Genomic DNA, 12853 nt, shown 5'->3' with positions numbered 1-12853 from the left:
GCCCGTCCGCGCGTCTGGAGAGGTGGCGGCAGAAATGCCGGAGGGGACGTGTACGGGGGAAACGGGCCCGGACCCGCGGCGACGCGGGGCCGGGCCCGCTTGCGTGGCCGGACTGCGGGCACTGTGCGTGGCGCGGGTAGCCTGACCAACCGTGAACGCGGTGGCAGACACGAACGGCACTAACTACGACGGCTACGACCTGGTCATCGTCGGCTCCGGTTTCTACGGCCTGACGATCGCCGAGCGCACGGCCACCCAACTGGGCAAGCGGGTGCTCATCCTGGAGCGGCGCTCCCACATCGGGGGCAACGCCTACTCCGAACCCGAGCCGGAGACCGGCATCGAGGTGCACAAGTACGGGGCGCACCTGTTCCACACCTCGAACAAGCGGGTGTGGGACTACGTGAACCAGTTCACCGAGTTCACGAACTACCAGCACCGGGTGTTCTGCAAGTACCAGGGGCAGGTCTACAGCTTCCCGATGAACCTGGCGCTGATCAACTCCTTCTTCGGCCGCTCGCACACCCCCGACGAGGCGCGCGCGCTCATCGCCGAGCAGGCCAGCGAGATCCCCACCGCCGACGCCAAGAACCTGGAGGAGAAGGCGATCTCGCTGATCGGCCGCCCCCTCTACGAGGCGTTCGTGCGCGGGTACACGGCCAAGCAGTGGCAGACCGACCCGAAGGAGCTGGGCGCGGCGATCATCACCCGCCTGCCCGTGCGCTACACCTTCGACAACCGCTACTTCAACGACAGCTACGAGGGCCTGCCCGTCGACGGGTACACCGCCTGGCTGGAGAAGATGGCCGAGCACCCGAACATCGAGGTCCGGCTCGGCGTCGACTACTTCGACGTCCGCGCGCAGATCCCGGCGGGCACCCCGACCGTCTACACAGGACCGCTGGACCGCTACTTCAGCTACTCCGAGGGCGAGCTGGGCTGGCGCACGCTGGACTTCGAGATGGAGGTCGTCCCCACCGGGGACTTCCAGGGCACCTCGGTCATGAACTACAACGACGAGGAAGTGCCCTACACCCGGATTCACGAGTTCCGGCACTTCCACCCCGAGCGCACGACGTACCCGAGCGACAAGACGGTCATCGTCCGGGAGTTCTCCCGCTTCGCCGAGTCCGGCGACGAGCCGTACTACCCGATCAACACCCCCGAGGACCGCGACAAGCTGACCCGCTACCGCGAGCTGGCCAAGCGCGAGGCCGCCGAGCGCAACGTGCTCTTCGGCGGGCGGCTGGGCACCTACCAGTACCTCGACATGCACATGGCCATCGGCGCGGCGCTGTCGGTCTTCGACAACAAGATCGCCCCGCACCTGACCGAGGGGGCCCCGCTCGAGGGCTCGCTGGACGCCTGAGCGCCATGGCCGCCCTGCCGATCGAACCGGTACCTCCTGCGAAGGGAAGGCCCGTGGACCGCACCGCGTCCTCGCGGGAGACCGCCGTGCTGGCCGGCGTGCAGGGCGCCATCGGCGGCCCGGCCGTGGTCAGGGCGGCCCGCGGCCTCTCGCACTTCGGCGAGCACAGCGCGGGCTGGTTCGCCCTGGGCCTGATCGGCGCGGCCGTCGACAAGCGCAGGCGCCGCGACTGGCTGGTCGCCTCGGCGGGCGTGGTGGCCGCGCACGCGGCCTCCATCGCCGTCAAGCGGGTCGTGCGCAGGCAGCGCCCGCTCGACCCGGCGGTGAAGGTGCTGGTCAGCACGCCGAGCAACCTCAGCTTCCCGTCCTCGCACGCCACGTCGACCACGGCCGCCGCGGTGCTGTTCTCCGGGCTGACCGGCAAGCCGCTGGTCCCGGTGCTGGTGCCGCCGATGCTGCTCTCCCGGCTCGTCCTCGGGGTGCACTACCCCAGCGACGTGCTGGCGGGGTCGGCGCTGGGGGCGCTGGTCGGCACGGTGCTGCGGCGGCGGCTGCGGGGCAGGCGATGAGCACCACGACCTCGGCCAAGGGGAACCTCGCGGGCGGGCTGGTCCGGACCGCGCGCCCGCGCCAGTGGGTCAAGAACGTCCTGGTCCTGGCGGCGCCGTTCGCCGCGGGCCGGATCTTCGAGAGCGCGGTGCTCGTCGACGCGGCCATCGCCTTCGCCGCGTTCTGCCTGGTCTCCTCGGCGGTGTACCTGGTCAACGACGCCATCGACGTGGAGGCCGACCGGGCCCACCCGACCAAGCGCAACCGCCCCATCGCCGCGGGCGTGGTCCCCGTCCCGCTCGCCTACGTCGGCGCGGCCGTGCTGTTCGCCGCGTCGATGGCGGTCGGCCTGCTCGCGGGCTGGCAGCTGCTGGTGGTCCTGGGCGTCTACGCGGCCGTGCAACTGGGGTACTGCCTGGGTCTCAAGCACCAGCCGGTGGTCGACCTGTGCATCGTCGCGTCGGGCTTCCTGCTGCGCGCGATGGCGGGCGGCGTCGCCGCGGACATCACCCTGTCGCAGTGGTTCCTCCTGGTGGCGGCGTTCGGCTCGCTGTTCATGGTCTCCGGCAAGCGCTACGCCGAGGTCGTGCTGTTCGAGAAGACCGGCGCCGAGATCCGCGCGTCCCTGCGCAAGTACAGCGCCAGCTACCTGCGGTTCGTGTGGGCCACCTCGGCCGCCATCATGATCACCGCGTACTCCCTGTGGGCCTTCGAGCTCCGCGAGGACAGCTCCAGCAACTCCGTCTGGGCGGTCATCTCCATCGTCCCGTTCGTCATCGCCGTCCTGCGCTACGCCGTCGACGTCGACCAGGGCAACGCGGGCGAGCCGGAGGAGATCGCGCTCAAGGACCGCGTCCTGCAGGTCCTCGGCCTGAGCTGGATAGCCTGCCTGGCGCTCTCGGTCTTCCTGTAGGGCGCTAGCGCCAGATGTCGTGCGGGTACTTGCGCACCGACAGCGCCGACCCGTCGGCGAAGTCGAACCGTGCCAGCCGGGTGAACGGGAACCCCCGCCCGACCATCGCCTGGGAGTACCCGCGCAGCCGCCGGGCGTCGGTCTCCCAGAGGGACACCAGCGTGTCGCCGTAGAACCAGTCGGTGCTCTCCAGCAGCCCGCCGACGGTCCGCCCCAGGAAGCCCTTCTTCGCCTTGGCCGCGGCGAGCAGCTTGTCCGGGAGCACCACGGCGACCCGCCGGTCGGTCACGAACAGCCCCGCCAGGTCGCGGCCCGCCGCGATGGCGCCCGCCGCCCGCGCCGCGTCGTGGGCCGGGTCGGCGGCTTCGGCCCACCAGCCCACCGCGTCGTCCTCGACCCAGTCGGCGCCGTGGAACTCCCCGCGCGCGGTCCACTCGGCGGGCTCGGGCCGGTCCGCCTTGATGGTGACCGTCTCCGGCGCGTCCGCGGGCACCGGGTGCGGGACCAGCGTCCGCCCGCCGATGCGCGACCCGATCCCGCGCTGCCGGGGCGGGAACGCCAGCCGCAGCTCCTCGCCCGGCGCGGCCCACTCGTCGAAGCCGATCACGTCCACTGGTCGGCCCTTCCCTGGCTCAGCGCCAGCAGCCGCGCGTACTGGTCGGGGTCGGTGTCCTGGCCGAGCCGGGTGGCCCGGAAGAACAGGTCGACGCCGGACCCGTCGACCAGCGTCATGCGCAGACCCGCCCTGCCCTTGCGGTCGGCGGGCTGGAACCCGCTGATCGCGCTCGCGGGGATGTCCACCAGCGGCCGGGTCTCCCGCAGCAGGGCGGGCACGCCGGTCGAGGTCGGGAACCAGGTCTTCAGGAAGCCCTGATGCTCCGGCTTCTCCGGGGTGAGCAGCTCCGCGACGTGCATCCGCAGCGGGGTGAGCGCCCACACGAACGGACCGCCCTCGTGCGGGAGGCGGTCCTGGGTGAGCCGCAGCGCCTCGCACTGCCCGTCCCCGAACACGACGACGTCCGCGGGCACGTTCGACGCCTGGTCCGGCCCCTCGCCCATGGCGTCGAGCAGGCCCGTCGCCGCCCGCACCCCCAGGCCGCGCCTCGGCTTGCCGTCCACGCCGACACCGCGGACGTCGAAGTGGTGGCCGCTGGAGAACGCCGCCCACAAGACCGGCTCGTCGGCGAGCGTGGCCCGCGCGTGCGCGACCGGGCCCAGGTAGTCGAGGATTCTCATGCTCACTCGTCCAGGGTGAAGCCGCGCTCTTGAGCCGCTTGGCGCTCCTCGGCGCTGGAGGGGTCCTGGGCGTGCTCGTAGGCGCGGTTCGCGCCCCACTCCACCGCCGCGCCCGGCACGTTCTCCAGGGTGCCGCGGAAGACGGCGGTGCCGGTGGCCGTCGTGCCGCCGAGGCCGAGGTAGCCCAGCCCGGTGCTGACGGCCCGCTGTGCCAGCGCCTCCTGCCCGGTGGCGCCCTTGCCGATGATGGTGAAGCCCGACTTGGTCGCCAGGGTCGTCGGGTCGAAGCTGTGCGCGGCGCCGAGCACCGGGTTGCTGCGGTTGAACGCCCTACCGACGAACGGGAGTTCGCCGATGCTCCTGGTCCGGTCGAGGATGCCGCGCAGCGGGCCGCTGCGCAGCATCACCATCAACCGCTCCAGCTCCTTGAACAGCTCGTAGAGCTTCTTCTGGAGCTTGAGCACCTGCCTGCCGAGGCGGGAGCCGGTCATGGCGACCTGGCCCGTGGTCATCGCGCCCGCGACCCCGACCGACGCGCCCGCGGTGATCCAGGAGGCGGCCAGCGCGGCCAGCCACTCGATGATCAGGCCGATCACCAACTCCTGGATGATGTCGATGACGACCTGCACGAACGTGTCGAACAGGTCGGCGCCGGTCTCCAGCAGCGCCTTGAGGCCCCTGATGTCGCCGCCCAGGGCCAGCGCGCCCTGGCTGAACTCGGCCATCTCGGCGCGGAAGGCGTCGCCCGCCTCGCCGGTCCACGCCTGCCCGGTGCCCTCGGCCCGCTCCTTCTCCCGGTTCGCCGCGCGCTCCAGCCAGTCCCCGACGCCCTCCCAGCCCTTGCCGGTGCCGCGCATCTGCTCGGGGTCGCCGAGGGCGGGCTCCAGCACGAAGTTGACCAGCGGGCTGATCACGATGGAGATCAGGAAGCCGAGGCCGTTGTCCACGAACGCCTGGCCGGGGCTGGTGACCGCGTCGATCTGCGCCATGCGGGCGTTGAAGGTGGCGAAGGCCGCCTCGACCGGCGTGCCGGGGTCGCGCACCTGGGCACTGGCGCTGAGGTAGGCGTCCGCGCCGCTGCTGCCGTAGCCCGCGGCCTGCTCGACGTCGCCGCGCCGGGTGGAGTCGCCCGCGCTGTTGAGCGCGCCGAGGCCGCCCACCCCGGTCTCGACCTTGTCCAGGCCCGAGGCGTTGGCCGAGTCGGTCTCCCCGTACGCCTCCGCCGTGTCCCGCACCGCGGTGGCGACCTGCTCCAGGTACTCCGCGGCCTGCGTCGCCATGCCCTGGCATTCCCGCAGGGCGTCGTAGTACATGTCGTTGAGGACGAAGAACATCGGGCCGAAGCAGTCGTCGGAGACGCGGGCCTGCTCCAGCAGGGACGCCAGCCCGGTGAAGTTCCGCGCCTGGGCGGTGGAGCCCTCGGCGTGCGCGAGCAGGGCGCCGCCGCCGACGCCGAACCCGGTCACGACCGGTTCCCGAAGATGGAGCCGCCGAAGTCCTCGTCGTCGCTCGGCCGCCGGGACGGGCGCTCGGCCTGCGGGGCGCCCGGCTGCGGCAGGGTGGCCGCCGCGGGCGGGGTGGTCGGGCCCAGGCCGTCGACGGCGGGGGAGTGGGCCCGCAGCGCGTCCTGGAACCGCTGGTAGTGCTCGTCGCCGAGAGCGGGCCGGACGGCGTCCTCCATGGCCGCCGCGGCCTGCTGCGTCGCCGCCCTGATCGTGCCGATGATCTCCTGCGCCAGCTGGGTGTGCGACTTGTTCATCGCCGCGGGCGACAGGTTCAGCCCCAGCACCGCCCCCGACGGGGCGACGGTGACCGTCACCGAGCCGTCGGTGTTGCGGGCGCTGCCCTTGAGCCTGCTGATGCTCTCCTTGAGCTGCGCGGCCTTGGCGGCCTGCTCCGCAAAGCGCCGCATCATGTTGTTCAGCGCGTCGTCCCCGGCCATCGTGGTCCCCCTCCACTCCGGACCCGATGCTAACGCCTCAGATGGGCAGCTTGCGGAAGATTGGGCGAGGCACGTGGCGCAGCGCCGACATGACCACCCGCCAGGGTGCCGGGGCCCACACCAGGTCCTTGCGCGCGCGCACCGCGCCCGCCACGATCTCGGCCACCTTGTCCGGGGTGGTCGCCATGGGCGCGGGCTTGAGGCCGGCGGTCATCTTCGAGTGCACGAAGCCGGGGCGCACGACGGTCACGCTCACCCCGTGCGGGCGCAGCGCCTCGCCGAGGCCGAGGTAGAAGCCGTCGAAGCCCGCCTTGGTGGAGCCGTAGACGAAGTTGGACCGGCGCACCCGCTCGCCCGCGACCGAGGACAGCGCCACCACGGCGCCGTGGCCCTGGGCCTTGAGCCGCTCGGCGAGCGCGATGCCGACCGACACCGGCGCGGTGTAGTTGACCTGCGCCAGCTCGACGCCGGTCGCGTGGTCCTGCCAGGCCTTCTCCGGGTCGCCGAGCAGGCCGAACGCCACCACGGTGAGGTCGACGTCGCCCTCGGCGAACGCCTCATCGATCACCTTCGGGTGGCTGTCGGTGTCGCGGGCGTCGAAGGCCACCGTGCGCACGGTGGCGCCGAGGCCGCGCAGCTTCTCGGCCGCCTCGTCCAGCCGCGGCGATGGCCGCGCGGCCAGGACGACCGTCAGCGGCGCCTGGGCCAGGTAGCGCTCGGCGATGGCCAGGCCGATCTCGGAGGTGCCGCCGAGCAGCAGCATCGACTGCGGGGTGCCCACTGCGTTGATCAAAGTCCCAGCCTTCGCGATTGGTCGGAGGTGAACAGCCCGTCCGGGTCGACGGCCTGGCGCGTCTTGCGCCACTCGTCGAGCCGCGGGTACATCCGGTGGATGGTCTCCGGCGAGGTGCGCGACTCCTTCGCCAGGTACAGCCGCCCGTTGACGCCCAGCACCAGCTCGTCCAGCTCGTCGCAGAACGCCTGGAGCCCCGCCACGATGGGGAAGTCCACCGTGATCGTCCACCCGGGACGCGGGAACGACAGCGGCGCCGGGTTCGCGTCGCCCATCCGCTTGAGCACGTTGAGGAACGACACGTGCCCGGACTCGGCGACGCGGCGCACGATGTGGCGCAGCGCGGCGTCCTCCTCGAACGGGATGATGAACTGGTACTGCAGGAAACCGTTGGTGCCGTAGGCGCGGTTCCACTCACCGAAGAGGTCGAGCGGGTGGTAGAACGCGGTCAGGTTCTGGATCTGGCCACGCCCTCGCTTGGGCGCCTTGCGGTACCAGAGTTCGCCGAGCGTGCGGAAGGTCAGCTTGTTGGCCAGCCCGTTGGGGAACACGTCGGGCAGGGTGAGCAGCTGCGGGGCGTCGAAGCGCAGCGGGTTGGCGCGCTTCTTCTTCGGCAGCTGGTCCACAGTGGCCAGTGAGCCGCGGGAGAACACCGCGCGGCCGAGGCGGCCGTCGGTGGAGATGGAGTCGAACCACGCCATCGAGTAGTCGTAGTTGGAGTCCGAGCCGTCGCTGAACAGCTCCAGCGTCTCCTCCAGCGAGGACGTGCGGTCGGTGTCGACGACGAAGTACGCGCTCTCGATGTGCTTGAGCCGCAGCGTCACCCGCAGGATGATCCCGGTCAGGCCCATCCCGCCGATGGTCGCCCAGAACAGCTCGGCGTCGGTGTCCGGGGTGACGGTGCGCACCTGCCCGTCGGCGGTGAGCAGGTCCATCGACCGCACGTGGTTGCCGAAGCTGCCCGCGGAGTGGTGGTTCTTGCCGTGGATGTCGCAGCCGATCGCCCCGCCGACGGTGACCTGGCGGGTGCCCGGCAGCACCGGCACCCACAGCCCGAACGGCAGCGCCGCGCGCATCAGCTGGTCGAGGTCGACGCCCGCGTCGAGCACCGCGAGCCCGCTGTCGGCGTCGATGGAGTGGATGCGCCGCAGCCCGGTCATGTCCACGACCAGCCCGCCCGCGTTCTGCGCCGGGTCGCCGTAGGAGCGGCCCAGCCCGCGGGCGATGACCCCGCGCCCGTTCGCCTTGGCCACCGCGTCGACCACGGCCTCGGCGGTCGTGGGTGCGGCCACCAGCGACGCCGAGGGCGCCGTGCGTCCCCAGCCGGTCAGCGTGCGGGTCTCGAACGTGTCCACCGACCCAAGGGTAGTCGGGCCGCGCGCCTAGACTGGGGGCGCGTCGGGGAGCGAGGGGACGTCCAAGGTGACCGAGGTCAGCACCACTCGACACGGGCTCGTGCAGCAGCTCGTGCGCTTCGTCCTGGTCGGCGGGTTCTGCGCCGTGGTCGACTTCGGCGTGTACTGGCTGCTGCTGCAGACCGACCTGTGGGTGCACGCGGCGAAGGCGCTGAGCTTCATCGCGGGCACCACGACGGCGTACTTCCTGAACCGCCGCTTCACCTTCACCGGCGCCCGCTCCGGCGGCGCCGCGCAGGCGGGCGGGTTCGCCCTGCTCTACACCACGACGTTCTTCGTCAACGTCGGCGCCAACGCCGCGATGCTCACCCTGCTGCCGGAGTTCCCCCTGGCGTACGCCGTGGCCTGGGCGGTCGCCCAGGGCCTGGCGACCGCCATCAACTTCGTGATGCTCCGCACTGTTGTTTTCAGGTAGGCGGCTTCAGGTGGCGCCCTCAGGCGCTCACGTGCCGAACCCGTGCGTGGCCCCCTTCGCGCTGCCGTAGACGCGGGTGTGGGCGGGCAGCGCGTCGAGGTGGGCGGTGGCGACCAGGCCGAAGTTGACCGAGACGGTGCTGCCGTCGGCGAGTTCGGGGTTGTCGACGCCGCCGGAGCTCATCAGGACGGTCAGCCTGCCCGCCAGGCTCTTGGCGGCCTTCTCGGACAGGGCGAAGACGAGGGGCTCGCCACCGGAGGCCAGGTGCAGGATCAGCGCGTGATTGCTCATGCCCCGACTCGATCACGCTTGTCGGCGCGGGGCAAGCCGGGTTCGCCGGTAGCGGATCAGCTACCGGCGCAACCTCAGATGCGGAAGAACTGCTCCCGCCGCCCCTTGCGCACCAGCCTCAGCCAGTCGAGGAACGCTTTCGGGTCGCGCTTGGTGCCGAGGAAGTACAGCCCGAAGCGGACGACCTCCAGCAGCCCGATCCGCCGCATCCCCGGCTGCGCCATCAGGTAACCGCGGTTGCGGTAGGTGTAGTACCGCTTCACCGCGTTCTCCGGGTCCTGCGCGTGCAGCTTGCCGAACAGCATCGGCTTGAACTCGTCGGACCCGTCCGGGTGCAGGTACGCCACCCGCAGGCACGTGCCGAAGGGCAGCCCCGAGCGGACCAGCCGCCGGTGGATCTCCACCTCGTCGCCGCGGAAGAACAGCCGGTAGTCCGGCACGCCGACCACGTCCAGCGTCGACGCCCGGAACAGCGCGCCGTTGAACAGCGAGGCGATCCCGGGCAGGAAGTCGGTGCCCAGCTCGCGGGTGGTCCGCTTCCAGGTCAGCCCCCTGCGCAGCGGGAAGGCCAGCCGGTCGGGGGTGTCGATGTTGGTCACCACGGGCGAGACGGCCGCCAGCGCGCGCTTCTCGGCCACCTCCAGCAGCACCGAGAGCACCGACTCGTCGGCGGGTCGGCCGTCGTCGTCGGCCAGCCACACCCACTCGGCGCCCAGCGCCAGCGCGTGCAGGATGCCCAGCGCGAACCCGCCCGCCCCGCCGAGGTTGCGGTGGGACGGCAGGTAGGTGAAGGGCAGCCCGCAGGACTCCACGATGTCGCGCGCCGGGTCGTCTGGACCGTTGTCCACCACGATCAGGTGCTCGGGCGGGCGGGTCTGGGCGGCCACCATCTTCAGCGAGTCGGCGAGCAGCGCCCGACGGTGTCTGGTGACCACCACGGCCACGACCGAACCTGCGGGGAGCTGCGCGTCGGTGTTCATCCGGTCTGGCCGAGCCTTTCCAGGGTTTCCTTGCTCATGTGCTCGAACGGGTCGCGCCCCTTGTAGGCCGTCAGCACCTCGCGCAGGGAGCCGTGCATCTTGACCCGGCCCTCGTCCATCCAGATCGCGGTGTTGCACAGCTCGAAGAGCAGGTCGTCGGAGTGCGATGCGAAGACGAGCATGCCGGATCGGCGCACCAGGTCGACGAGGCGGTCCCTCGCCTTGGCCATGAACGCCGCGTCGACCGCGCCGATGCCCTCGTCGAGCAGCAGGATCTCCGGGTCGATCGAGGTGACCACGCCCAGCGCCAGGCGCACGCGCATGCCGGTGGAGTAGGTGCGCAGCGGCAGGTGCAGGTAGTCGCCCAGCTCGGTGAACTGGGAGATGTCCTCGACCCTGGCCTCCATCTGCTTGCGGGACATGCCCAGGAACAGGCCCCGGATCATGATGTTCTCCAGGCCGGAGATCTCCGAGTCCATCCCGACGGCCAGGTCGAACACCGGGGCGATCTTGCCCTGGATGCGCGCCGTGCCCCTGGTGGGCTCGTAGATGCCCGAGAGCAGCCGCAGCAGCGTGGACTTGCCCGCGCCGTTGTGGCCGACGAGGGCGACCCGGTCGCCCTCCTTGAGGGTGAGGCTGATGTCGTGCAGCGCCTCGATGATCGGGACCCGTGCCTCGGTGCCGATCTTGCCGCCGACCTTGCCCAGGACCGCCTTCTTCAGCGAGCGGGTCTTGGCGTCGAAGATCGGGAAGTCCACGGAGGCGTTGGCAACCTCGATGCTGACCATGTCGTCCAGCCTCACTCAGACCCAGTAGGAAACACGCGCACGGTAATTCCGCATCGCGAGCAGCGCCAGCGCCCAGCCGACCACGGTGATGCCCAGCACCACCGCCCAGTGGTGCCAGCTCTGCGCGCTGCCGATCAGCGGGGCGCGCAGGATCTGCACGAAGTGGTACATCGGGTTCAGCTCGGCGACCAGTATCTGCCAGCTGCCAGTCTGCTCGAACTTCTGCGCCAGCACATCAACCGGCCACACGATCGGGGTGAGGAAGAACAGCAGCTGCGTCAGCGCGCCGATGACCTGGGGGATGTCCCGGTACCGGGTGCTGATGATGCCCAGCAGCAGCGCCACCCAGGTGCCGTTGACCGCGATGATGAAGAACGCGGGGACGGCCCAGATGATCGACCAGTCCAGGCCGGGCTGCGGGGTGCCGCCCCTGCTCAGGAGGTAGCCGTCGGTGACGAGGTCGCCGAAGAAGATGGCCAGCACGACGAAGTAGACGAGCAGGTTGTGCGCGAACATCAGGGTCAGCCGCCACACCGTGCGCAGCGCGTAGACCGTCAGCGGCGCGGGGAGGTGCTTGATCAGGCCCTCGTTGGAGATGAACGTGTCGGAGCCCTCGACCAGGCAGCCGAGCATGAAGTTCCAGACGATGAACCCGACGGTCAGGTACGGCAGGAAGGTGCCGATCGGGGTGTCGAACAGCTGCGAGTACAGCAGGCCGAGGCCCGCGGCGGTCACCGCCATGCTCAGGGTGATCCAGAGCGGGCCGATCACCGACCTGCGGTAGCGCTGCTTGATGTCCTGCCAGCCCAGGTGGGCCCACAGTTCCCGTTGGGCGAAGCCGCGGCGGATGTCGGCGAAGGCCGCCGGGAAGTTCCGCCCGGCGTGGGCCACAGTCACCGGCGGCTCCTCCATCACGGTGGTTGCTTGCACGAGGCACGAGCGTACCGGCGGGATGTCACCCGGTTGTGCGCGCGGTCGATGGGGTGGGAATGCCCGCCTCGCCCCTCCTGAATCATCCGCCTGTCCTGGTAGCTTTCCGCGCGTGGTCCCCGTCACTTCCGGCGCGCCGAGCCTGCTGTCGCAGTTGCTCGACGCCTACGCCGAGCACCCCGAGCCGCGCTCGGTCGCCGTCGTCGGCAACATGCCGCTGACGCCCGACGAGGACCGCGCCAAGGCCATCGATGCCTGTGACCTGGTGATCCGGGTAAACGGGTTCGTGCTGGACGAGGGGCAGCCCACCGTGGGCACCCGCTGCCACGTGGTGGTGTTCAACCGCGCGGTCCGGGCCACGAGGTGGCTGTTCCGGGACTACCGGCGCAGGCTCTACCTCATGGTGGAGCCGGGCAGGCTGCACTGGGAGCCGGACATGCTGCCCGCGTGGTGGCCGCCGGACCTCGGCCTGGTGCCGGTCTCCAACCGCGAGGTCACCCTGCCGCTGTCCGACGCGGTGGGCATCGCCTCGCGCACCGAGGCCGCGTGGGCGACCACCGGCACGATGGCCGCCTGGATCGCCAGGACCTCCTTCCCGATGGCCGAACTGCTCCTGACCGGCTTCTCCTTCATCGACGACCCCAACCAGACCGCGTGGGAGCACGCGGCGGGGGACTCGTGCATCGTGGGGCCCGAGCACCGCATCGCCGCCGAGGGCAGGCTGCTCGACTCGTGGACCAAGACCAGCCGCACCCGGCTGCTTCGCTGATAGTGGGAACCCCATGCGTGAGACCGTCAATTCCGCCGTCATCGTCCTGCGCAAGCGCTTGTCCGACCGGCTCGCGCGGCTGATCGACTTCCGGATCGAGCAACGGCTGGTCCCCGTCGACCGCCGCATCGATGAGCAGGGCCACCACCACGGCGCCTGCATCGACGACCACCGCCGCCGCCTCGACGAGGTCGAGCGCCTGCAGGGCTGGACGGCCAACGAGCTGGAGCGCGTCATCCCGCAGGTAGCCTCGCTGGAGGCCCGCCTCGCCGCGGTCGACGACCTGCTGGCGGGCACGCCCGTCGCCGACGGGGCGGAGCTGGGGCAGGCCCGCTCGCTGATCGAGGAGATCCGCCGCGAGCACGCCCAGATCCGCGTCCGGCTGACCGGCGTGGCGCAGTACGAGGAGCGGCTCGGCAGGCTGGAAGACCAGGTCGCCGACCGGTGAGCTAGGAGGCGTTTC

The 12853-nt window shown here is 71.1% G+C and carries 16 protein-coding genes; 6 read left to right on the top strand and 10 right to left on the bottom strand.

The genetic code is table 11. The features are described from left to right. Window positions 1-151: 151 nt before the first annotated feature. Genes glf through ACTG9Q_RS00785 form a run of 3 tightly spaced genes read left to right on the top strand, consistent with a single transcriptional unit; the run spans window position 152 to window position 2831 of the window. The gene (gene glf, locus ACTG9Q_RS00795) at window positions 152-1369 is read left to right on the top strand and encodes a UDP-galactopyranose mutase (RefSeq protein WP_455570594.1); all 1218 of its coding nucleotides are present in this window, start codon (window positions 152-154) and stop codon (window positions 1367-1369) included. 5 nt (window positions 1370-1374) lie between these two features. Then, window positions 1375-1938 (top strand): phosphatase PAP2 family protein, encoded by a 564-nt coding sequence (locus ACTG9Q_RS00790; protein WP_455570593.1) that lies wholly within the window; start codon window positions 1375-1377, stop codon window positions 1936-1938. After that, complete coding sequence (locus ACTG9Q_RS00785; protein ID WP_455570592.1) at window positions 1935-2831, top strand: decaprenyl-phosphate phosphoribosyltransferase; 897 nt, start codon at window positions 1935-1937, stop codon at window positions 2829-2831. The genes ACTG9Q_RS00790 and ACTG9Q_RS00785 overlap by 4 nt, the downstream gene beginning before the upstream one ends. A 4-nt stretch (window positions 2832-2835) precedes the next feature. On the opposite strand, the gene ACTG9Q_RS00780 is transcribed toward ACTG9Q_RS00785, so the two are convergent. The 6 genes from ACTG9Q_RS00780 to ACTG9Q_RS00755 are packed head-to-tail and all read right to left on the bottom strand — an operon-like array spanning window position 2836 to window position 8157. After that, entirely contained in the window at window positions 2836-3444 is a 609-nt protein-coding gene (locus ACTG9Q_RS00780) for a hypothetical protein (protein ID WP_455570591.1), read from the bottom strand. Further along, window positions 3435-4073 carry a hypothetical protein gene (locus ACTG9Q_RS00775; protein WP_455570590.1) on the bottom strand — a complete coding sequence of 213 codons (639 nt, stop codon included), beginning with the start codon at window positions 4071-4073 and terminating at the stop codon, window positions 3435-3437. Before ACTG9Q_RS00775 ends, ACTG9Q_RS00780 begins: the two co-directional genes overlap by 10 nt. Then, the gene (locus ACTG9Q_RS00770; protein ID WP_455570589.1) at window positions 4070-5533 is read right to left on the bottom strand and encodes a WXG100 family type VII secretion target; all 1464 of its coding nucleotides are present in this window, start codon (window positions 5531-5533) and stop codon (window positions 4070-4072) included. Before ACTG9Q_RS00770 ends, ACTG9Q_RS00775 begins: the two co-directional genes overlap by 4 nt. Then, complete coding sequence (locus ACTG9Q_RS00765) at window positions 5530-6009, bottom strand: YbaB/EbfC family nucleoid-associated protein (RefSeq protein ID WP_455570588.1); 480 nt, start codon at window positions 6007-6009, stop codon at window positions 5530-5532. Before ACTG9Q_RS00765 ends, ACTG9Q_RS00770 begins: the two co-directional genes overlap by 4 nt. 37 nt (window positions 6010-6046) lie before the next feature. Continuing rightward, the gene (locus tag ACTG9Q_RS00760) at window positions 6047-6802 is read right to left on the bottom strand and encodes a decaprenylphospho-beta-D-erythro-pentofuranosid-2-ulose 2-reductase (protein ID WP_455570587.1); all 756 of its coding nucleotides are present in this window, start codon (window positions 6800-6802) and stop codon (window positions 6047-6049) included. Continuing rightward, the gene (locus ACTG9Q_RS00755) at window positions 6799-8157 is read right to left on the bottom strand and encodes an FAD-binding protein (protein ID WP_455570586.1); all 1359 of its coding nucleotides are present in this window, start codon (window positions 8155-8157) and stop codon (window positions 6799-6801) included. The genes ACTG9Q_RS00760 and ACTG9Q_RS00755 overlap by 4 nt, the downstream gene beginning before the upstream one ends. Before the next feature lie 67 nt (window positions 8158-8224). Between ACTG9Q_RS00755 and ACTG9Q_RS00750 the strand changes: the two genes are divergently transcribed. Further along, entirely contained in the window at window positions 8225-8632 is a 408-nt protein-coding gene (locus ACTG9Q_RS00750; protein WP_455570585.1) for a GtrA family protein, read from the top strand. Between the two features lie 27 nt (window positions 8633-8659). Here ACTG9Q_RS00750 and ACTG9Q_RS00745 read toward each other — a convergent pair whose 3' ends face one another. The 4 genes from ACTG9Q_RS00745 to wzm all read right to left on the bottom strand — a co-directional run bounded on the left by ACTG9Q_RS00745 (window position 8660) and on the right by wzm (window position 11603). After that, window positions 8660-8923, bottom strand: a complete 264-nt coding sequence (locus tag ACTG9Q_RS00745; RefSeq protein ID WP_455570584.1) for a hypothetical protein — start codon at window positions 8921-8923, stop codon at window positions 8660-8662. A gap of 74 nt (window positions 8924-8997) precedes the next feature. Then, complete coding sequence (glfT1, locus tag ACTG9Q_RS00740) at window positions 8998-9903, bottom strand: galactofuranosyltransferase GlfT1 (protein WP_455570583.1); 906 nt, start codon at window positions 9901-9903, stop codon at window positions 8998-9000. Next, complete coding sequence (gene wzt, locus ACTG9Q_RS00735; protein ID WP_455570582.1) at window positions 9900-10691, bottom strand: galactan export ABC transporter ATP-binding subunit Wzt/RfbE; 792 nt, start codon at window positions 10689-10691, stop codon at window positions 9900-9902. Before wzt ends, glfT1 begins: the two co-directional genes overlap by 4 nt. A gap of 15 nt (window positions 10692-10706) precedes the next feature. Then, the gene (gene wzm / locus ACTG9Q_RS00730) at window positions 10707-11603 is read right to left on the bottom strand and encodes a galactan export ABC transporter permease subunit Wzm/RfbD (RefSeq protein WP_455571287.1); all 897 of its coding nucleotides are present in this window, start codon (window positions 11601-11603) and stop codon (window positions 10707-10709) included. Window positions 11604-11766: 163 nt separating this feature from the next. Between wzm and ACTG9Q_RS00725 the strand changes: the two genes are divergently transcribed. Together ACTG9Q_RS00725 and ACTG9Q_RS00720 are read left to right on the top strand one after the other, a co-directional pair. After that, a complete protein-coding gene (locus ACTG9Q_RS00725) occupies window positions 11767-12390 on the top strand; it encodes a hypothetical protein (protein WP_455571286.1) in 624 nt (207 codons plus the stop codon). A 13-nt stretch (window positions 12391-12403) separates the two neighbouring features. Then, on the top strand, window positions 12404-12838 hold the full coding sequence (locus ACTG9Q_RS00720) for a hypothetical protein (protein ID WP_455570581.1): 435 nt from the start codon (window positions 12404-12406) through the stop codon (window positions 12836-12838). Window positions 12839-12853 lie beyond the last annotated feature (15 nt).

Source organism: Actinokineospora lacus (genome assembly GCF_053813445.1).
This window is presented reverse-complemented; position numbering and strand designations above follow the sequence as displayed.